14 protein-coding genes and 2 rRNA genes (1 of these 16 only partly in view) are annotated in these 20,544 nt (G+C 72.2%); 4 read left to right on the top strand and 12 right to left on the bottom strand.

The window, feature by feature from the left end; genetic code table 11:
• Nucleotides 1-174: 174 nt before the first annotated feature.
• Nucleotides 175-1,830, bottom strand: coding sequence for a CTP synthase (pyrG, locus tag CRV15_RS23310; protein ID WP_009995673.1), 1,656 nt, complete (start codon nt 1,828-1,830; stop codon nt 175-177).
• A gap of 482 nt (nt 1,831-2,312) precedes the next feature.
• Between pyrG and CRV15_RS23305 the strand changes: the two genes are divergently transcribed.
• Nucleotides 2,313-4,115: a glycoside hydrolase family 15 protein gene (locus CRV15_RS23305; protein ID WP_009995674.1), complete on the top strand. Its 1,803-nt coding sequence runs from the start codon at nt 2,313-2,315 to the stop codon at nt 4,113-4,115.
• 216 nt (nt 4,116-4,331) lie between these two features.
• Nucleotides 4,332-5,969 (top strand): PucR family transcriptional regulator, encoded by a 1,638-nt coding sequence (locus CRV15_RS23300; protein ID WP_003959951.1) that lies wholly within the window; start codon nt 4,332-4,334, stop codon nt 5,967-5,969.
• Nucleotides 5,970-5,994: 25 nt separating this feature from the next.
• On the opposite strand, the gene CRV15_RS23295 is transcribed toward CRV15_RS23300, so the two are convergent.
• From CRV15_RS23295 to CRV15_RS23275, 5 genes are all read right to left on the bottom strand, one after another.
• Nucleotides 5,995-7,056, bottom strand: a complete 1,062-nt coding sequence (locus CRV15_RS23295; protein ID WP_029182865.1) for a glycosyltransferase family 4 protein — start codon at nt 7,054-7,056, stop codon at nt 5,995-5,997.
• 1,233 nt (nt 7,057-8,289) lie between these two features.
• Entirely contained in the window at nt 8,290-10,032 is a 1,743-nt protein-coding gene (gene recN, locus CRV15_RS23290; RefSeq protein WP_003959953.1) for a DNA repair protein RecN, read from the bottom strand.
• A 227-nt stretch (nt 10,033-10,259) separates the two neighbouring features.
• Nucleotides 10,260-11,174, bottom strand: coding sequence for an NAD kinase (locus CRV15_RS23285; protein WP_003959955.1), 915 nt, complete (start codon nt 11,172-11,174; stop codon nt 10,260-10,262).
• Complete coding sequence (locus CRV15_RS23280; protein WP_003959956.1) at nt 11,171-11,986, bottom strand: TlyA family RNA methyltransferase; 816 nt, start codon at nt 11,984-11,986, stop codon at nt 11,171-11,173. The genes CRV15_RS23285 and CRV15_RS23280 overlap by 4 nt, the downstream gene beginning before the upstream one ends.
• Nucleotides 11,987-11,993: 7 nt before the next feature.
• Entirely contained in the window at nt 11,994-12,344 is a 351-nt protein-coding gene (locus CRV15_RS23275) for a hypothetical protein (RefSeq protein WP_003959957.1), read from the bottom strand.
• Between the two features lie 42 nt (nt 12,345-12,386).
• Between CRV15_RS23275 and CRV15_RS23270 the strand changes: the two genes are divergently transcribed.
• Complete coding sequence (locus CRV15_RS23270; RefSeq protein ID WP_003959958.1) at nt 12,387-12,734, top strand: SCP2 sterol-binding domain-containing protein; 348 nt, start codon at nt 12,387-12,389, stop codon at nt 12,732-12,734.
• A 37-nt stretch (nt 12,735-12,771) separates the two neighbouring features.
• On the opposite strand, the gene CRV15_RS23265 is transcribed toward CRV15_RS23270, so the two are convergent.
• Nucleotides 12,772-13,611, bottom strand: a complete 840-nt coding sequence (locus tag CRV15_RS23265) for an ABC transporter ATP-binding protein (protein ID WP_003957876.1) — start codon at nt 13,609-13,611, stop codon at nt 12,772-12,774.
• A 174-nt stretch (nt 13,612-13,785) separates the two neighbouring features.
• Nucleotides 13,786-14,835 (bottom strand): HAD hydrolase-like protein, encoded by a 1,050-nt coding sequence (locus CRV15_RS23260; protein WP_003957877.1) that lies wholly within the window; start codon nt 14,833-14,835, stop codon nt 13,786-13,788.
• 78 nt (nt 14,836-14,913) lie between these two features.
• Here CRV15_RS23260 and CRV15_RS23255 point away from each other — a divergent pair, with 78 nt between their 5' ends.
• A complete protein-coding gene (locus CRV15_RS23255) occupies nt 14,914-16,194 on the top strand; it encodes a DUF1015 family protein (RefSeq protein ID WP_003957878.1) in 1,281 nt (426 codons plus the stop codon).
• Between the two features lie 69 nt (nt 16,195-16,263).
• Here the strand turns inward: CRV15_RS23255 and CRV15_RS23250 are convergent, their stop codons facing one another.
• From CRV15_RS23250 to CRV15_RS23235, 4 genes are all read right to left on the bottom strand, one after another.
• Nucleotides 16,264-17,106 (bottom strand): tetratricopeptide repeat protein, encoded by an 843-nt coding sequence (locus CRV15_RS23250; RefSeq protein WP_003957879.1) that lies wholly within the window; start codon nt 17,104-17,106, stop codon nt 16,264-16,266.
• Complete coding sequence (locus CRV15_RS36025; RefSeq protein ID WP_009995680.1) at nt 17,028-18,392, bottom strand: hypothetical protein; 1,365 nt, start codon at nt 18,390-18,392, stop codon at nt 17,028-17,030. Before CRV15_RS36025 ends, CRV15_RS23250 begins: the two co-directional genes overlap by 79 nt.
• A gap of 188 nt (nt 18,393-18,580) precedes the next feature.
• A 5S ribosomal RNA gene (gene rrf / locus CRV15_RS23240) occupies nt 18,581-18,697 on the bottom strand.
• A 104-nt stretch (nt 18,698-18,801) separates the two neighbouring features.
• Nucleotides 18,802-20,544 (bottom strand): 23S ribosomal RNA (locus CRV15_RS23235); it runs 1,383 nt beyond the window's last position.

Here is a 20,544-nt window from a genome sequence, read left to right as displayed (position 1 = left end):
CCGTAGACGTACGCGGTTCTCCCCTGGAACACGTCGACCGGGGTACATGTCTCAGTGACGACATGTACCCCGGTCAACGGTAACGCCTGGTCGGCGGGTGCCCGGCGGGGCGCGGTGCCCGCCGGGCGGCCGGTCGCGCGGCGGGGCCGGTCCGGGCCCGCCGCGCGTCGCGCCCTACTCGCCCTGGGCCGACTGGCGCTCGACGGCCGCCTTCACCAGACCGGCGAAGAGCGGGTGCGGACGGGTCGGGCGGGAGCGCAGCTCCGGGTGGGCCTGGGTGGCGACGAGGTAGGGGTGCACCTCGCGCGGGTACTCCACGTACTCGACCAGCTTGTTGTCGGGGCTGGTGCCGGAGAAGAGGATGCCCGCCTTCTTCTCCAGCTCGGCGCGGTAGGCGTTGTTCACCTCGTAGCGGTGGCGGTGGCGCTCCTCCACATAGGGCTCCTCGCCGTAGACCTCGCGGACGATGGAGCCCTCGGCCAGCTTGGCCGGGTAGAGGCCGAGCCGCATGGTGCCGCCGAGGTCGCCCGCGCCCTCGACGTACGCGAGCTGCTCCTCCATGGTGGAGATCACCGGGTGGGCGGTGGTCGCGTCGAACTCGGTGGAGTTCGCCTCGGTGATCCCGGCGAGGTTGCGGGCCGCCTCGATCACGATGCACTGGAGGCCCAGACAGAGGCCGAGCAGCGGGATCTTGTTCTCGCGGGCGTACTGGATCGCGCCGACCTTGCCGCTGACACCGCGGTCGCCGAAGCCGCCGGGGATGCAGATGCCGTCCACGTCGGAGAGCTGGCGGGCCGCGCCCGAGGCCGTCCGGCAGTCGTCGGACGTGACCCACTTGATCTTGACGCGGGCGCGGTTGGCGAAGCCGCCCGCGCGCAGCGCCTCGGTGACGGAGAGATACGCGTCGGGCAGGTCGATGTACTTGCCGACGAGCGCGACGGTGACCTCGTGGTCGGGGTTGTGCACCCGGTCCAGCAGGTCGTCCCAGGTGGACCAGTCCACATCGCGGAAGGGCAGGTCCAGCTTGCGGACGACATAGGCGTCCAGGCCCTCGGTGTGGAGCACCTTGGGGATGTCGTAGATCGACTTGGCGTCGATGGCCGCGACCACGGCGGCCTCGTCCACGTCGCACATCAGGGAGATCTTGCGCTTGATCGCGACGGGGACGTCACGGTCGGCGCGCAGCACGATGGCGTCCGGCTGGATGCCGATGTTGCGCAGGGCGGCGACGGAGTGCTGGGTGGGCTTGGTCTTCAGCTCGCCGGAGGGGCCGATGTACGGCAGCAGCGAGATGTGCACGACGAAGACGTTGTCCCGGCCGACCTCGTGGCGGACCTGGCGGACGGTCTCCAGGAACGGCAGCGACTCGATGTCGCCGACGGTGCCGCCGACCTCGGTGATCACGACGTCGACGTCGTCGGTGGCCATCCGGCGGATGCGGTGCTTGATCTCGTTGGTGATGTGCGGGATGACCTGCACGGTGTCACCCAGGTACTCACCGCGCCGCTCCTTGGCAATCACCTGGGAATAGACCTGCCCGGTGGTGACATTCGCGGAGCCGTCGAGGTCGACGTCGAGGAAGCGCTCGTAGTGGCCGATGTCCAGGTCGGTCTCGGCGCCGTCGTTGGTGACGAACACCTCGCCGTGCTGGAAGGGGTTCATCGTGCCCGGGTCGACGTTCAGATACGGGTCGAGCTTCTGCATCGTGACCTTGAGCCCCCGCGCCTTGAGCAGAGCGCCCAGGCTGGAGGCCGTCAGGCCCTTGCCGAGGGAGGAGGCGACACCCCCGGTGACGAAGATGTGCTTGGTCGTCATGGATTTGGGCGGCATCGCCAAAGGGGGGCTCCCGTGGTCGCGAGGGTGAGGGGCTGCGGGCCGGCGGACCTCCCCGGTCGTCCAGGGGGTGCCGTCGCTGCGGTTGCGGGGCCCCTGCTTGAGCACAGGACGGTCCCGGTCCACGGGGTACCAGGGTATCAGCGACCGGGAGGGACCGCTTCCGGCCACGCCCCCATCGACGGCTTTGCCTGCCCCCGACGGCTCTCACCTGGGCATCACCCTTGGCTCACCCGTTCGGAGCAGACCGGTTGTCGAGACCGCCACGCGGAAGGGTCCGGTGCGTCGTATCCTGCGGACACTCGCTTTGCCGAGAAACGCGCAGGGGCGCGCTCATCTGAGCAGGGTGGTGGCGGGGCAACGGGTGGAATAGGCCAAAAGCGACATCCCCGAGGTGAAACCGTGACCCAAGGCTCGTCGGCGACCCTTCGCAGTAAGCGCCCCGAGGGGCGGACGTGGCTGTTCGACTGGAGATGCACGTGGCCGGGCGCATCGAGGATTACGCACTCATCGGAGACATGCAGACCGCCGCACTGGTCTGCCGGGACGGCACCGCCGACTGGCTGTGCCTGCCGCGCTTCGACTCGCATGCCGTCTTTGCCGGGCTGCTCGGCACCGAGGAGCACGGATTCTGGAGGGTGGGCCCCGCCCACCCCGAGCACACCGAGCCGCCGGCGGCCGACCGCCGGCGCTATCGCGGGGACTCCCTGATCCTGGAGTCGGAGTGGGACACCCCGCGCGGCACGGTCCGGGTGACGGACTTCATGCCCCCGCGCGACGGGGCGCCGCAGCTCATCCGGATCGTGGAGGGCGTCAGCGGGCGGGTGCCCGTGCGTTCCTCGCTGCGGATGCGTTTCAGCTACGGCCGGATCGTGCCCTGGGTGCACAAGGTCGACGGGCGCACCGTCGCCGTCGCCGGACCCGACTCGGTCTGGCTGGACACCGGGGCCGAGACCCACGGCGAGGACCTGACCACCTACTCCGACGTCACCGTCGCCCCGGGCGAGCGGGTCGCCTTCACCCTGAGCTGGCAGCCCTCGCACCACCAGCCGCCCGCGCTGCCCGAACCCGAGGCCGCGCTGGAGGCGACCACCGAGTTCTGGCGCGACTGGGTGGAGCAGTGCACGTACCACGGCCCCTACCGCGAGGCCGTGGTCCGCTCGCTGATCACCCTCAAGGCCCTCACCTACGCCCCCACCGGCGGCATCGTCGCCGCGCCCACCACCTCCCTCCCGGAGGAGATCGGCGGCGTACGGAACTGGGACTACCGCTACACCTGGCTGCGCGACGCCGCCATCACCCTCTCCTCGCTGCTGCGCACCGGCTACCGCGACGAGGCCCGCGCCTGGCGCGAGTGGCTGCTGCGGGCCGTCGCGGGCGACCCCGAGAACCTCCAGATCATGTACGGCATCGCCGGGGAACGGGAGCTGGGCGAGGCGGAGCTGGACTGGTTGCCCGGCTATGAGAACTCCCGCCCGGTCCGGGTCGGCAACGGCGCCGCCCACCAGCTCCAGCTCGATGTGTACGGCGAGGTCACCGAGGCCCTGCACCTGGCCCATATGACCGGTCTCGCCCGCAACGACTATGCCTCGCTGCTCCAGCTCAAGCTGATCCAGTACCTGGAGCAGCACTGGATGGAGCCGGACGAGGGCATCTGGGAGGTGCGCGGCCCGCGCCGGCACTTCGTCCACTCCAAGGTGATGGCCTGGGTCGCCGTGGACCGCACCATCCGGCTGATCGAGGCCGGGGACGCCGACGGCCCGCTGGAGCGCTGGCGGGAGCTGCGCGACGACATCCACCGCGATGTCTGCGAGAAGGGGTACGACAAGGAGCGGAACACCTTCACCCAGTCCTACGGCTCCCGGGAGCTGGACGCCTCGCTGCTGCTCATCCCGCAGATGGGCTTTCTGCCGCCCGACGACAAGCGGGTCATCGGCACCATCGAGGCGATCCAGCGGGAGCTGTCCACGGAGGACGGCTTCATCCTGCGCTACCCGACGGCGGGCGAGGACGCCGGGGTGGACGGCCTGGAGGGCGACGAGGGCGCGTTCCTCGCCTGCTCGTTCTGGATGGCCGACGACCTGGCGATGATCGGCCGGGTGGACGAGGCCCGCAAGCTCTTCGAACGGCTGCTGGCGCTCCGCAACGACCTGGGGCTGCTGGCGGAGGAGTGGGACCCGAGGCTCCAGCGGCAGGTGGGGAACTTCCCGCAGGCGTTCAGCCACGTTCCCCTGATCGACACGGCACTGCGGCTGACGGCCTCGGGGGCATACGGCGGCTGACACCCGGCCGGGCCCGCACGGCGGCCGACGACGCCGATCGGCACGGCCCCGAACCGCACGGCCGCCGAACACGTACGCCGAAGGGGCCCCGGTACCCCGGGCCCCGCACCGCCGGAGGCGCTCCCCGTCCACATCCGGGACGGCGGCGCCCGAGCGCACGCTGTAGCGTCCGGACCGACCGGGTCCGGACCGAGGCGAGCGCGAGGCGGCAGTTCAGTGGAGACGCGAGACGAAGCCCAGGGCGGCATCACCGTGCGCAGGGCGCTCGAACTGCCGGGACTCCGCTCCGGGCTGCCGGAAGTCCTCGCCGGGGCCGACCGGCTGGGCCGGACCGTGCGCTGGGTGCACGCCGGCGAGGTCCCCAACATCGCCTCCCTCCTCAAGGGCGGCGAACTGCTGCTCACCACCGGCCTGGGCCTGGGCACCCGCCCCGCCGAACAGCGGACGTTCGTCCGCAGGCTCGCCGAGCGGGGCATCGCCGCGCTGGTGGTGGAGCTGGGCCCGCGCTTCGCCCGGCTGCCGTCGGCGATCGTGGACACGGCCCGCACCACGGGCCTCCCCCTGGTGCAGCTCCACCGCGAGGTGCCCTTCGTCTCCGTGACCGAGGAGATCCACACCGAGATCGTCAACGGTCACTACGGTCTGCTGCGGCGGGCCGAGGAGGTGCACCGGCGCTGCACCGGGGTGCTGCTCGACGGCGGCGGGGTGCCGCAGGTGCTGCGCATCCTCGCCGACTTCACCGGGACCCCGGCCTTCCTGGAGACCCCGGAGGGGCAGTTGCTGTACGCGGCGGGCTGCGCGTCCGCCGCGCCGGGCGCCGACCCGCTCCAGATCTGGGAGGGGCTGCGGGGACAGCGGGCCGCCCGCGAGTCCCCGCCCGCCGGGACCGTCCTCGTCGACCTCCCCGCCGGGGGCCCGGGAACCGCGTCGGTACGGGCCCGGCTGGTGCTGCCCGCCGTCGGCTCCCCGCTGCTGACGGTGCACCGGATGGCCGCCGAACGGGCCGCGGGGCTGCTGGCCGTCGTCCTGATGCAGGCACACCAGGAGGAGGAGTTGGCTGCCCGGGGGCGCGGGGACTTCCTCACCGACCTCGCGGAGGGCCGGATCGCGGCCGACGACGCCCCCGCGCAGGCACGGGTCCTCGGCTTCCGGCCCGGCGAAGGCCCCCTGCTGCCGGTCGTGATGCGGCTGTCGCCCTCGGTGCCGCCGGGCGGCTGGACCCCGCTGGTCCGCGCGACGGCCGACGAACTCTCCGCCGTGGGGGTGCCCGTCCTGCTCGGGGTGCGTCCCGTGGAGGGCCGGGTGCCGCTCCTCGTGGGGCTGCGCGCCGAGACCGAGCGGACCGCCGTCGCCGACCGGGTCGCCGCGGCGCTCCGGGCCGGGGCGGCACGGGCCGGGCTGATCCGGCCGGGCGCCGCCCCACCGGTCGTGGTCGTCGGGATGGCGGGCGGCTGGACGGCGGCCTCCGCCGGGCTGCGGCACGCGGCGGAGGCGGCGACCGCCGCGCAGGGGCTGCCGGACGAGCCCTGGCACGACGCCCGCCGCCTCGACACCGAACTGCTGCTGTGGCGGCTGCGCGACCACCCCGACCTGGCGGCCTTCGTCGACCGGGCGATCGGCCCGCTCCGCGACCACGACGCCGGGGCGCGCCCACCGCTGCTGCCGACGCTGGAGACCTATCTCCGCCACGCGGGCCGCAAGGCGGAGACCGCCCGGGAGCTGCATCTCAACCGGCAGACCCTCTACAACCGGCTGGCCCGGATCTCCGAACTCCTCGGGACCGACCTCGACGACCCGCAGACCGTCCTGGCCCTCACACTGGCGCTGCACGCCCGGCGGCACGTCCCCCGCTGAGCGGCTGCCCGGGGGAGCGGGACGGTCAGCGGGACACCAGTTCGTCGTAGACGCTCAGCACCTGGGCGACGGTCTCGTCCTCCGTCTGCCACCCCGCCGCCTGCGCCCTGCCCCGCCGGGCCAGCTCCGCGCGCCGGGACCGGTTCCCCAGCAGTTCGGCGACGGTGACCGCGAGCGCGCCCCCGTCCCCGTACGGCACCAGCTCCGCGCCGTCGCCGACCAGTTCGGGCACCCCGCCCACGGCCGTCGCGACGAGCGGCACGCCCAGCCGCAGCGACTCCTGCGCCAGCAGGGAGCGCGCCTCCCAGCGGCTCGGCAGCACGGCGATGTCGGTGGCCGTGAGCAGCGCGGTGACGTCCTCGCGCCGCCCCAGCAGCCGCACCGGCAGCCCCTCGGCGGCGATCCTCCGCTCCAGCGCGGCCCGTTCCCGTCCCTCTCCCGCGATCACCACCAGCGGTACAGGGTCCAGCTCGCGCCAGAGCGCCGCCGCGTCGAGCAGCGTCCCATAGCCGCCGTCCGGTGTCAGCGGGCCCACGGCCAGCACCAGAGGCCGTCCCGCAGGGACCGGTCCGACGGCCGGAGCGCGGCGCGGGAGGACCGCCGGGACCGTGAGCGGAGCCAGCCGGGCATCGCGCGCACCGCGCTTGCGGGCCCGGTCGACCAGCTCGGAACAGGTGCCGAGGACGATCGCCGCGGCCCGTGCCGCCCGGCGCTCCAGCAGCCGGAGCACCCGGCCCCGCGCCCCCTCGTCCTGGGCCCGGGTGTGCCAGGTGACGACGAGCGGTATCCGCAGCCCGCTCAGCGCCAGCGCGCTGCGCACCGCCGCGTTCAGACCGTGCGCGTGCACCAGGTCCGCGCTCGCGCAGACCGACCGCAGGGCCCCCACCGCCGCCGGGTCGCCGCGCCGGGGCACGGGGGCGAAGGAGGCGCCCGCCCCCGGGAAGTCATAGACCTGGTCCAGTTCGGCGGGGGCACACACCGTCACCCGCACCCCCCGGGCCACCAGCCCCGCGGCCAGTGACCGGACATGCGCGCTGCTGCCCGCGCTGCCGCCGCCCAGCACCTGGACCGTACGGAGCTGTGTCACCCGCCAAGAATGCCAGCCCGCACGCACGTTCCGACACCGCCTCCGTGCGCGACCTGGGCCTCCGCCCCTCCGGGATCACTCACATGGGTGAGCCACCGCTCTCCCGGCCCCGCGGGACCGGGGACGGGACGACGGACCGTGCGTCCCTCACCCCGCCCCGGCCGGGAGGCGGCACCGGGGCCCACGGGACCCGTCCGGGCGGGGAGCGGCGCGTCGGGATCCTCCGCCCGTCCACACCGGAGCGACGGCACAGACACACCGGCCAGCGCCCCCGCACCACAGCCGTTCGAACGCCGGACCGCCCGGCCCGGAAGCACCGCACGGCCGCGTGGACGCCGGAGCAAACGGGACCCCGTCGCCCCGGGATCGGCCTCCACGATCCCCGACCGGCCCCGCCCGGACCGGCCGCCGGGTCCCGCCGCACAGGGCGGCCTGTGACCGCAGCCGGACCGCCCGCCCGGAAGCCGCCGCGGACCAGACCCGTGGGCACCCGAGGCGCCCAGGACCCCCGGCGGCCCGGGCGGGCGCTCCACGATCCCCCACCGGTCCGCACCGAAACGGCCGCACGAGCACACCGGACGGCACCCGGCCCGAACACGGCCCGCCGGGCCCCGCCACATGACCACAGCCGCTCGAACACCGGAGAACGCGAGAGGACACGGGACGCCCCCGGCGAACAGCACAGGGCCCACAGGACCACAGCGGACGGAAACAGCCGGAGCCACCGGACAGCGGCCCCGGCCCCCGCCCTACCGCAGGGGCGGCCTGTGACCACAGCCGGACAGCCCGCCCGGAAGCCCACCGCATGCCCGCACTGCCCCCGTCGCCCCAGAGGCCGCCTCCGCGACTCCCGACCGGCACCAAGCCGCCGAACAGCCACCGGACCGCCCGGCCACCACAGCCGCTCGGACACCGGACAGCGCACAGGACCGAAGCGGGCGGAAACGGCCAGGGCCACCGGACAACGGCCCCGGCCCCGGTGTACGGGGCGCGTGGTGTCTCCGCCCGGCCGACGGGGCCGGGTCACCCCGTGGGCGCGGCCGGGCCGACGGCAGACGCCCGGACGTGCAGTCCGGCGGAGGGGCCCGCCGGGCCCGGGTACCCCGGCGGCAGGTCGGGGCGGGCCGGTCCGGAGCCCGGACACCGGCGCGGGAGGGCCCGCCCGCAGCCGAGGCAGGCACGGGCGCCCCGGCGCGAGGGCCCCGTCCCCGCCCCGGAGACGGCCCGGTACCCCTACGCGTCCGCGCGGGCCGCCGCCAGGAGTTCTTCGGCGTGGGCGCGCGCGGTCTGCGAGTCCTCCTGTCCGGCGAGCATCCGGGACAGCTCCCGCACCCGGTCCTCGCCCTCCAGGACGGTGACCCCGCTGCGGGTCACCGAACCGTCGTTCGTCTTCTCGACCAGGAGCTGACGGTCGGCGAACGCCGCCACCTGCGGCAGATGCGTCACCACCACCACCTGCGCGGTCTTCGCCAGCTTCGCCAGCCTGCGGCCGATCTCGACGGCCGCCCGGCCGCCGACCCCCGCGTCGACCTCGTCGAACAGATACGTCGGCACCGGATCGGTCCCCGCGAAGACCACCTCCACCGCCAGCATCACCCGCGACAGTTCACCGCCCGACGCGCCCTTCGCGATCGGCCGGGGCGGCGCTCCCGGGTGCGGGGCGAGCAGCAGTTCGACCTCGTCGACGCCCTGCGGACCGTACGCCACGGTCCGGCCGCCGACCTCCACGCCCTCCGGGTCCTCGGTCTGCCGGATCGCGAACGAGACCCGGGCGTGCGGCATCGCCAGCGACGCCAGCTCCCGGGTGACCGCCCCGGCGAACCGCTCCGCCGCCTCCGTCCGCGCGTCCGTCAGCGCCCGCGCCAGCTCCGACAGCTCACCGCGGAGCACATCCCGCTCCTCGGCCAGCTCACCGATGCGGTCGTCGTCGCCGTCCAGCTCGGTCAGCCGGGCCGCACCCTCCTCCGCCCAGGCGAGCACCTGGGTGATGTCCTGCCCGTACTTGCGGGTCAGCCCGGTCAGCGCGGCCCGCCGCTCCTCGACGGCGGCCAGCCGCCGCGGGTCGGCGTCCAGCAGATCCGCGTACCCGGCGAGTTCCCCCGCCACATCGCCGAGCAGGATGGCCAGCTCGCCCACCCGGTCCGCGAGGGAGGCCAGCGCCGGATCGTGGGAACGCACGCTCTCCAGCGCCCGCCCGGCGCCCGCGACCAGCGTCGCCGCGTCGACGTCCGCCGGGTCCTCCGGGTTGCCCGCCAGCGCGACATGGGCGAGCGACGCGGCGGACGCCAGCGCCTCCGCGTGCCCGAGCCGTTCGGCCTCGGCGGCCAGCTCCACGTCCTCCCCGGCCCGGGGCTCGACCGCGGCGATCTCGTCCAGTCCGAAGCGGAGGAGATCCGCCTCCTGGGCCCGCTCCCGGGCGCGCGTGGTCAGCGTCTCCAGCTCCGAGGCGACGGCCCGCAGCCTGCGGTAGGCGGCCGTGTACCGCTCCAGCGGCTTCACGACGGCCTGGCCCGCGTACCGGTCCAGCGCCTCCCGCTGCCGCGCCGGCCGCAGCAGCCCCTGCTGATCGGTCTGCCCATGGACGGCCACCAGCTCGTCGGCGAGTTCGGACAGCACCCCGACCGGGACGGCGCGACCGCCGACATGCGCCCGGGAGCGGCCCTCCGCCGAGACGGTCCTGCTGATCAGCAGGGTGCCGTCCTCGCACTCGGCCCCGGCGTCCTCGGCCCGCAGCGCCGCCGGGGCGCCGGGGGGCACCGCGATCCGCCCCTCCACCACCGCCGACTTGGCGCCGATCCGCACCAGCGCCGGATCGGCCCGGCCGCCGAGCAGCAGCCCCAGGCTGGTGACGACCATGGTCTTGCCGGCGCCCGTCTCACCGGTCACCGCCGTGAAACCGGGGGACAGCTCGACGACAGCGTCGTCGATGACCCCGAGCGACCGTATCCTCATCTCCTCCAACACGGACACGACCATACGAGGTTTCCGCGGCGCGGCGCGACGCAGACCCGCTCCGGCGCGACACGGGACCCGTCCCGTCACACCCCTGGCCCGTTCCCGTACCGCCGGTGGGAGGTGCCGGGCCCCTCGGTCGCGGCACCGATGAGGCACCGGCGGACCCCGGGAGCCACCCCGGGCGCTTCACCCGAAGTGCCGACCCGCACGGCACCGGCGGGGCCGCGCGGGGCACCGCGCGCGGGCCGTCAGCGCGGCGCGCCCCGCCACCCCGACACCGGCAGCGCGAACTTCGCCACCAGCCGGTCGGTGAACGAGGCGTGGTGCAGCCGGGCCAGCCGTACCGGCACCGCGCCCCGGCGCACCTCCACCCGCGCCCCCGGCGGCAGCTCCACGGTCCGGCGCCCGTCGCACCACAGCACCCCGTGCGGGGTGTGCGGCTGCACCTCCACCGCCAGGACCGACGTCGGCGACGTCACCAGCGGCTTGGCGAACAGGGCGTGCGCGCTGATCGGGACCATCAGTAGCGCCTCGACCTCCGGCCACACCACCGGGCCGCCCGCCGAGAACGCGTACGCCGTGGAACCGGTCGGCGTGGCGCAGACGATGCCGTCGCACCCGAACGCCGTCACCGGCCGCCCGTCGACCTCAAGGACCGCCTCCAGCATCCGCTCGGGCGACACCTTCTGCACGGCCGCCTCGTTCAGCGCCCAGTCGCGGTGCACGACATCGCCGTTGCTGCGCACCAGGACGTCGATGGTCATCCGCTCCTCGACCTCGTAGGCGCGGGTCACCACCCGGTCCACGACCTTGTCGAGGTCGTCCCGCTCGGCCTCGGCGAGAAACCCGACCCGCCCCAGGTTGACCCCGAGCATCGGCACCCCGGAGGCCCGCGCGAACGCGGCGCCCCGCAGCAGCGTCCCGTCCCCGCCGAGGACGATCAGCAGCTCACAGCCCTCCAGGACATCGGGTGTCGCCTCGGGCACGGTCTCCACGGACGACGGCAGCGGCAGATCGGCGGCCTCCGAACGCAGCACCCGGACCTTCAGACCGGAGCGCAGCAGCCCCTGGACGACGAGTTCGGCGCTGCGGATCGCGGCCGGCCGCCCGGTGTGCGCGAGAAGGAAGACCCTGCGCTCCGACGTTGTGCCTGATGTGGTCAACGAGGTCCCTCCGCCACTGCTCGGTCGAGATCGGCCGGGTCGAGTTCGGGCCCCCCGGCCCTGAGCCACAGAAAGTATTCGACGTTTCCGGACGGTCCGGGGAGCGGGCTGGCGGTGACTCCCAACACACCGAGCCCCAGCTCCGCCGCGCGCGCGGCCACCGTCCGCACCGCCTCCTTGCGCAGTTCGGCGCTGCGCACCACACCGCCGCTGCCCAGCCGTTCCTTGCCCACCTCGAACTGCGGCTTGACCATCAGCACCAGATCGGCGCCGGGCGCCGAGACGCGGACGAGGGCGGGCAGGACCAGTCCGAGCGGGATGAAGGAGAGGTCCCCGACCACCAGGTCGACCGGCAGGCCGTCGATCGTCTCCAGGGTCAGCTCCCGGACATTGGTCCGGTCCTTGACGGTGACGCGGTCGTCGCTCTGGAGCGACCAGGCGAGCTGGCCGTAGCCGACGTCGACGGCGACGACACGGTCCGCGCCCGCGCGCAGCAGCACATCGGTGAACCCTCCCGTGGACGCGCCCGCGTCCAGCGCCCGCCGCCCCTCGACCCGGAGCCCGAGCGGGACGAACGCCGCCAGCGCCCCGGCCAGCTTGTGACCGCCGCGCGAGACGTAGTCGGGGTCGTCCGCGTCGGCGGAGACGACGATGGCCGCGCTGGTCTCGACCTGGGTGGCCGACTTGGTGGCGACGGCGCCGCCGACGGTCACCCGCCCGGCGGCGATCAGCTGGGCCGCGTGCTCCCGTGAGCGCGCGAGGCTGCGGCGTACCAGTTCGGCGTCGAGACGGCGGCGGGCGGCTCCTGCCACGTGCGGTTCAGCTCCTGAGGTCGTACGGGGGTGAAGGCGTCGGTCCCGCCGGTGCGGGCGCGGGTCCGGGGGGTGCGTCCAGCGCGTCGAGCGCTTCACGCAGTCCCCGGTGTACATCCTCGTACACCTGCGGATGTCCCTCCGCCGGGAGGTGGTCGGCATCGGCCAGCCGTTCCAGGAGGGCGTCGATCCGGGCGTCGCCGGTGGGTGTCCTCCGCACCCCCAGGGGCTCCGGCCCCCAGTGCCCCGGCTCCGGCACCGGCACCGCGGGGACGGCAGCGGCAGAAGGGACCGGGCCCGGATGGACCGGCTCCCCCGCCCCAGGCATCTCCGCCGCCTCTGGCATCACATCGCTCATACCCCGACGCTACCGTGAAGCGCTGCGGTACCGTCGATCACGATGGCGACGATGGACGAGTGCCGCAGCGCACTCCAGCGACTCAGCGACAACCTCACCCGCGCGGACGGAGACGTCCGCAGCGCGACCGCTCTCGACCGGTCGCTCAGCTGCCATGTCCGGGACCTGGACCTCACGTTCACCGGACGGCTGCGGAACGGCTCGATCACCGTGCTCGACACCCAGGCGGGCCCGCCCCGCGAGAAGGCGCAGATCCGGCTCGCGATGACGGGCGACGACCTGGTGGCCCTCGTGGACGGGCGGCTGGACTTCGCGAAGGCGTGGGCCGGTGGCCGGGTCCGGCTGGAGGCCGGTTTCCGCGATCTGCTCCGCCTCAGAACCCTGCTGTAGCGACCGCGTCCCGCACCCGCGGCGGACAGGCCCGCGGCTACGTCGCCACGTCGGCCACCACGTCCGCCGTCACACCCGCCCGCCGCGCACCCGGCTTCCTCCGCGCCACCGGCACCACCAGCGGCGTCCCCGACTCCGGGTCCTCGATGACCTGGCTGCGCACCCCGAAGACCCGCTCCACCAGCTCCGCCGTGACCACCTCCGACGGCGGTCCCTCGGCGACGACAGCGCCCCCGTGCAGCGCGATGAGATGCGTGGCGTACCGGGCGGCCTGGTTGAGGTCGTGCAACACCGCCACCAGGGTCCGCCCCTGGGTCTCGTGCAGTTCCGCGCAGAGGTCCAGCACTTCGAGCTGGTGCTGGATGTCGAGGAAGGTCGTCGGCTCGTCCAGCAGCAGCAGGGGCGTCTGCTGGGCGAGCGCCATCGCGATCCACACCCGCTGCCGCTGCCCGCCCGACAACTCGTCGACATACCGCTCCGCGAGCGGATCGACGCCGGTCGCCTCCATCGACTCCCGGACGATCCGCTCGTCCTCGGGGGACCACTGCCGCAGCAGCCCCTGGTGCGGGAACCGGCCCCGCGCCACCAGATCCGCGACGGTGATCCCGTCGGGCGCGATGGACGACTGGGGCAGCAGGCCCAGCGTCCGCGCGACCTTCTTCGCGGGGAGCGAGTGGATGGCCTGACCGTCCAGCAGCACCCGCCCCTCGGCGGGCTTGAGCATCCGCGACAGCGCCCGCAGCAGGGTCGACTTGCCACAGGCGTTGGGGCCGACGATCACCGTGAACGAGTTGTCGGGTATCTCCACCGACAGATTCTCGGCGATGACGCGCCGGTCATAGCTGAGGGTGACCGATTCCGCGGTGAGGCGCTGCATCGTGGTGGTGCTCCTGGATCGAAGGCCGCGTACCGCGTGCCGCGTTGCCGGGAGGGGCGCGGGGCACGCGGCACGCGGACCGGGGGTCACACGGACTGGGGTCACACGGCCTGGCGCACAGTCGGCCGGTACGAAGTTAGGCTAACCTATCCTTCCCCGGGTCCGGCCGGGCCGTCACCACCCCAGACGGGACAGCGCCTTCGCCGGGTCCAGCCCGCAGACCCCGTCACCCGCGTATGTCCACGCCGCGGCGCACAGCGCCCGGAGCCCGTCCACCGGGTCTCCGTCCCCCTCCAGGACCAGTCCGGCACCGGACCGCTCCGCACCGGCTCCCCGGACGGACGCGGTCCACCCCCCGCACACGAACCCGCCGTCGGCGCCGGAGACCTCGGGCTGGCCCCGCAGCAGCCCCCGGAGATCGGCGTCCACATAGGTCGGCCGGTGCCGGGGCTCCGCGGCCAGCAGCGCGGCCCCGTCCGTCACCCCCGTCATCACCAGCAGCGAATCGACCCCGCCGTTGAACGCCCCCTCGATGTCGGTGTCCAGCCGGTCCCCCACCACCAGCGGGGTACGGGCCCCCGTCCGCAGAATCGTCTCGCGGTGCATCGGCGGCAACGGCTTCCCCGCCACCTGCGGCTCAGCCCCGGTCGCGATCCGCACCACCTCGACGGCCGCACCGTTGCCCGGGACGATGCCCCGCGCGTTCGGGATCGTCAGATCGGTGTTGGACGCGAACCACGGCACCCCCCGCGCGATCGCGAGGCACGCCTCCCCGAACCGGCCCCACGGCAGCTCCGGCCCGCCGTACCCCTGCACCACGGCCGCCGGGTCGTCGTCCGCCGACTCCACCGGTACGAGCCCCCGCTCCCGCAGCGCGACCCGCAGCCCCTCCCCGCCGATCACCAGCACCCGCGAACCCTCCGGCACCTGCTCGGAGATGAGCCGCGCGACCGCCTGCGCGGAGTTGATGACCTCCGCCGCGTCCGCCGCCAGCCCCAGCTCGGTGAGGTGGGCCGCCACCACATCCGGAGGTCGCAGCGCGTTGTTGGTGACATACGCCAGCCGCATCCCGCCGTCCCGCGCCACCAGCAGCGAGTCCACGGCGTGGGCGATCGCCTCGCCCCCCGCGTACACCACACCGTCCAGATCCAGCAGCGCGGTGTCGTACGCCTGGCTCAGCGCCCCCTCACTCGCGCCCGGCCGGGTCCTGATCTCCTGCTGCATCGGCATCGCCTCTCGCCTCTCCCTCGTCTTTCACTTTCCCGATCATCGCCCATGCCCGGTCCCACATACGATGCACGGATGAACTGCGAAGGTCCCGCGGCCGACGACGGCCTGCGACTGAAGCCCTTCCGAGGGCTGCGCTATGTCCCCCAGCGGGTCGGCTCGCTCGCCGCCGTGACCTCACCGCCGTACGACGTCGTCGTCAGGCCCGACGGGCTCGTCCACCTCGAATCGTCGGACCCGCACAACATCGTCCGACTGATCCTCCCCCAGGCGGCCACCCCCGCCGAACGCCACCGCAAAGCGGCCGACACCCTCGCCCGCTGGCTCACCGAAGGCATCCTCGCCCAGGACCCCGAACCCGCCCTGTACGTGTACGAACAGCGCGACGGGGACGCCCTCCAGCGCGGCGTGATCGGCGCGCTCGCCCTCTCCGAACCCGCCGAAGGCATCGTCCTCCCCCACGAGGACGTGATGGCCGAGATCGTCGCCGACCGCGCCGACCTCATGCGCACCACCGCCGCCAACCTGGAACCCCTGCTGCTGACCTACCGGGGCGACGGCCGGACCACCGGCACCGCCGCCGTCGTCGAACGGACCGTGCGGCGGCCCCCGCTGCTCGCCACCACCACCGAGGACGGCGTCAGCCACCGGCTCTGGGCGGTCACGGACCCCCACGACCTCAGCGGGATCGACGCGGACCTCGCCACCCATCAGGCCCTCATCGCCGACGGCCACCACCGCTGGGCGACCTATCTGCGGCTGCGCGCCGAGCACTCCGCGCCCGGCCCCTGGGAGTACGGACTGGTCCTCCTCGTCGACACCGCCCGCTACCCGCTGCGCGTCCGCGCCATCCACCGGCTGCTCCACCGGCTCCCCGTCGCCGACGCCCTCACCGCGCTCGGCGACACCTTCCGCGTCCGGCGGCTCGACACCCCGCTGACCGAGGCCTTGGACGCGCTCGCCGGGGCCGCCGCCGAGGGCAATGCCTTCCTCCTCGCCGGGGACGGCACCTTCCACCTGGTGGACCGCCCCGACCCGGAGCTGCTCGCCCGCACCGTGCCCGGGGACCGGCCCGACGCCTGGCGTGCGCTGGACGCGACCGTCCTCCACTCCACCCTGATCGACCACATCTGGAAGATCCCGGACACCCCGGAGCACATCGCGTACATCCACCACACCGACGCCGTCGTCACCCAGGCCGAACGCCACGGCTCCACGGCGGTCCTGATGCATCCGGTGCGGGAGGAAGTCGTGCGGGAACTGGCCCGGCAGGGGGTCACCATGCCCCGCAAGTCGACCTCGTTCGGCCCGAAGCCCGCGACGGGCCTGGTCCTGAGACGGCTGCCGGGGAACTGACCCGGAAAGGGAAGAGGGCGGCCCGGGAACCCGGACCGCCCTCTCCTCTTCGCTTCCTGTGGGCTCCGCCTACGCGGTCTTGCCGCCCTGCTCGCCCTCGGCGTCGTCGTCAGCCTCGACGGCGGCGTCGGCGGCCTCGACGATGTCCGCGGACAGCTCGTCCGAGATCTCGACCTCCGGGGTCTCCTCGACCGCGGCGGTCACCTCTTCGGCAGCCGCCCCGGTCGCCTCGGCACCGCTGTCGGCGGTGTCTGCGGCCTCGGTGTCCTCGGCCTCCGTGTCGAACGCGTCGACGAACTCGACGCCGTCCAGCTCCGCCAGCCGGTCGGACGCGTCGGTCGACCCGTCCTTGTCCGCCTCCAGCGCCTTGGCGAACCACTCCCGCGCCTGGTCCTCACGGCCGGCGGCCTGGAGGGCGTCGGCGTACGCGTACCGCAGTCGCGCGGTCCACGGCTGCACGGAGTGGGAGGCCAGCTCCGGGCTCTGGAGCGTCACGATCGCGGCGTCGAGCTGCCCCATGTCGCGCCGGGCCCCGGCGGCGACCAGCCGCATCTCGACCTGTCCGGCCTTGTCCAGCTTCTGCACCTCGGCCTCACCGGCCATCGCGAGCGCCCGCTCGGGCCGTCCGAGCCCGCGCTCGCAGTCGGCCATGACGGGCCACAGCTCCACGCCACCGGTCATCCGGCGCGCCGCGCGGAACTCGGCGAGCGCCTCGGTGTACCGCTGCGTCGCGTACGCCGCGAAGCCCGCCGCCTCACGGACGGCGGCGACACGGGACGCGAGCCGCAGCGCGACCCGGGAGTAGCCGTACGCCTCCTCGGGCTCCTCGTCGATCAGCCGCGCGACCATGACCAGGTTGCGGGCGACATCCTCGGCGAGCCCCTTCGGCAGGCTCTGGAGCTCCTGGCGCACATCCTGGTCGATCTCGTCACCGGTGACGTCGTCCGGGATCGGCAGCCGCTTGACCGGCTCGCGGTCCGGACGGTCGCGGTCGTCACGACGCCCGTACCCGCCCCGGTCGTCGCGGGAGCCACGGTAGCCGCCGCCCTGCCGGTCGTCCCGGCGCCCATAGCCGCCACCGCCGGTGGGCCGACCACCGCGGTCGTCACGGGACCCACGGTAACCACCACGGTCATCATCACGACGGAACGAGGGCCGGTCGTCGTCACGGCGCGGACCACGGTCACGGTCGTCGCGGCGGAAACCGCCACCCTGACGGTCATCACGCCGGTCATCCCGACGCGGACCACGGTCGTCATCACGACGGAACGACGGACGATCGTCACGACGCTCATCACGACGGAACCCACCACCGCCCTGACGGTCATCACGACGCCCGTAGCCGCCACCGCCGGTGCCGCCACCAGAGGGCCGGCCGCCACGGTCGTCACGGGACCCACGGTAGCCACCACGGTCATCATCACGACGGAACGAGGGCCGGTCGTCGTCACGGCGCGGACCACGGTCACGGTCGTCCCGGCGGAACCCACCGCCGCCCTGACGGTCGTCGCGGCGGAAACCGCCACCCTGACGGTCATCACGCCGGTCATCCCGACGCGGACCACGGTCGTCATCGCGACGCGGACCACGGTCATCGTCACGACGGAACGACGGCCGGTCGTCACGCCGGTCGTCACGGCGGAAGCCACTGCCGCCCTGGCGGTCGTCGCGGCGGAAACCGCCACCCTGACGGTCATCACGCCGGTCATCCCGACGCGGACCACGGTCATCGTCACGACGGAACGACGGACGATCGTCACGACGCTCATCACGACGGAACCCACCGCCACCCTGACGGTCATCACGACGCCCGTAGCCGCCACCGCCGGTGCCGCCACCAGAGGGCCGGCCGCCACGGTCGTCACGAGACCCACGGTAACCACCACGGTCATCATCACGACGGAACGACGGGCGATCATCATCACGGCGCGGACCACGGTCGTCATCGCGGCGGAACGAGGGACGGTCGTCACGACGGTCGTCCCGGCGGAACCCACCGCCGCCTTGGCGGTCGTCGCGGCGGAAACCGCCACCCTGACGGTCATCACGACGCCCGTAGCCGCCACCGCCGGTGCCGCCACCGCTGGTGGGCCGGCCGCCACGGTCGTCACGAGACCCACGGTAGCCACCACGGTCATCATCACGACGCGGACCACGGTCACGGTCGTCGCGACCACCACGGTATCCGCCCCGGTCACCGCCGTCCCTGCGGCGCGGTTCGCGCTCCGGACGGTCGTCGGGAGAGTTGGTGGGCATCGTGGTGACTCCTGTCTTGAGGTACTGCGGTCATTCTCGCGCAGCCGGCCCCCGGACGCGCTTCGAGAAAAGCAAATAAAAAAGGACCCGTGGTCCAGCGTGAACGCTGGACCACGGGTCCTGAAATATTGTTCGGCGGCGTCCTACTCTCCCACAGGGTCCCCCCTGCAGTACCATCGGCGCTGAAAGGCTTAGCTTCCGGGTTCGGAATGTAACCGGGCGTTTCCCTAACGCTATAACCACCGAAACCCTATCGGTTTCGAGCGAACAAGCACACTCTTCAATTAAGTGGTTCTACTGAAACCGGCAACAGTCGTTGCCTCAGAACTAACACAGTGGACGCGAGCAACTGAGGACAAGCCCTCGGCCTATTAGTACCAGTCAACTCCACCGGTCACCCGGCTTCCATATCTGGCCTATCAACCCAGTCGTCTACTGGGAGCCTTACCCCATCAAGTGGGTGGGAGTCCTCATCTCGAAGCAGGCTTCCCGCTTAGATGCTTTCAGCGGTTATCCCTCCCGAACGTAGCCAACCAGCCATGCCCTTGGCAGGACAACTGGCACACCAGAGGTTCGTCCGTCCCGGTCCTCTCGTACTAGGGACAGCCCTTCTCAAGACTCCTGCGCGCACAGCGGATAGGGACCGAACTGTCTCACGACGTTCTAAACCCAGCTCGCGTACCGCTTTAATGGGCGAACAGCCCAACCCTTGGGACCGACTCCAGCCCCAGGATGCGACGAGCCGACATCGAGGTGCCAAACCATCCCGTCGATATGGACTCTTGGGGAAGATCAGCCTGTTATCCCCGGGGTACCTTTTATCCGTTGAGCGACGGCGCTTCCACAAGCCACCGCCGGATCACTAGTCCCGACTTTCGTCCCTGCTCGACCCGTCGGTCTCACAGTCAAGCTCCCTTGTGCACTTACACTCAACACCTGATTGCCAACCAGGCTGAGGGAACCTTTGGGCGCCTCCGTTACTCTTTAGGAGGCAACCGCCCCAGTTAAACTACCCATCAGACACTGTCCCTGATCCGGATCACGGACCCAGGTTAGACATCCAGCACGACCAGAGTGGTATTTCAACAGCGACTCCACGAACACTGGCGTGCCCGTATCACAGTCTCCCACCTATCCTACACAAGCCGAACCGAACACCAATATCAAACTGTAGTAAAGGTCCCGGGGTCTTTCCGTCCTGCTGCGCGAAACGAGCATCTTTACTCGTAGTGCAATTTCACCGGGCCTATGGTTGAGACAGTCGAGAAGTCGTTACGCCATTCGTGCAGGTCGGAACTTACCCGACAAGGAATTTCGCTACCTTAGGATGGTTATAGTTACCACCGCCGTTTACTGGCGCTTAAGTTCTCAGCTTCGCCAGAACGAATCCTGGCTAACCGGTCCCCTTAACGTTCCAGCACCGGGCAGGCGTCAGTCCGTATACATCGCCTTACGGCTTCGCACGGACCTGTGTTTTTAGTAAACAGTCGCTTCTCGCTGGTCTCTGCGGCCACACCCAGCTCACCAAGCACGTTGGATCACCAGACATGGCCCCCCTTCTCCCGAAGTTACGGGGGCATTTTGCCGAGTTCCTTAACCATAGTTCACCCGAACGCCTCGGTATTCTCTACCTGACCACCTGAGTCGGTTTAGGGTACGGGCCGCCATGAAACTCGCTAGAGGCTTTTCTCGACAGCATAGGATCATCCACTTCACCACAATCGGCTCGGCATCAGGTCTCAGCCTTAATGTGTGACGGATTTGCCTATCACACGGCCTACACCCTTACCCCGGGACAACCACCGCCCGGGCTGGACTACCTTCCTGCGTCACCCCATCGCTTACCTACTACCACCTCGGGTCGTCGGCTCCACCACTCCCCCTCACTCCGAAGAGATCAAGGGCGGCTTCACGGACTTAGCATCAGAGGATTCGATATTGGGCGTTTCAAAGCGGGTACCGGAATATCAACCGGTTGTCCATCGACTACGCCTGTCGGCCTCGCCTTAGGTCCCGACTTACCCTGGGCAGATCAGCTTGACCCAGGAACCCTTAGTCAATCGGCGCACACGTTTCCCACGTGTGTATCGCTAC

Origin of the sequence: Streptomyces clavuligerus, from assembly GCF_005519465.1 — a bacterium.
In the GTDB taxonomy this organism is placed as follows: domain Bacteria; phylum Actinomycetota; class Actinomycetes; order Streptomycetales; family Streptomycetaceae; genus Streptomyces; species Streptomyces clavuligerus.
The sequence above is the reverse complement of the archived record's forward strand: the minus strand, read 5'-3'. Positions and strand labels throughout refer to the sequence as shown.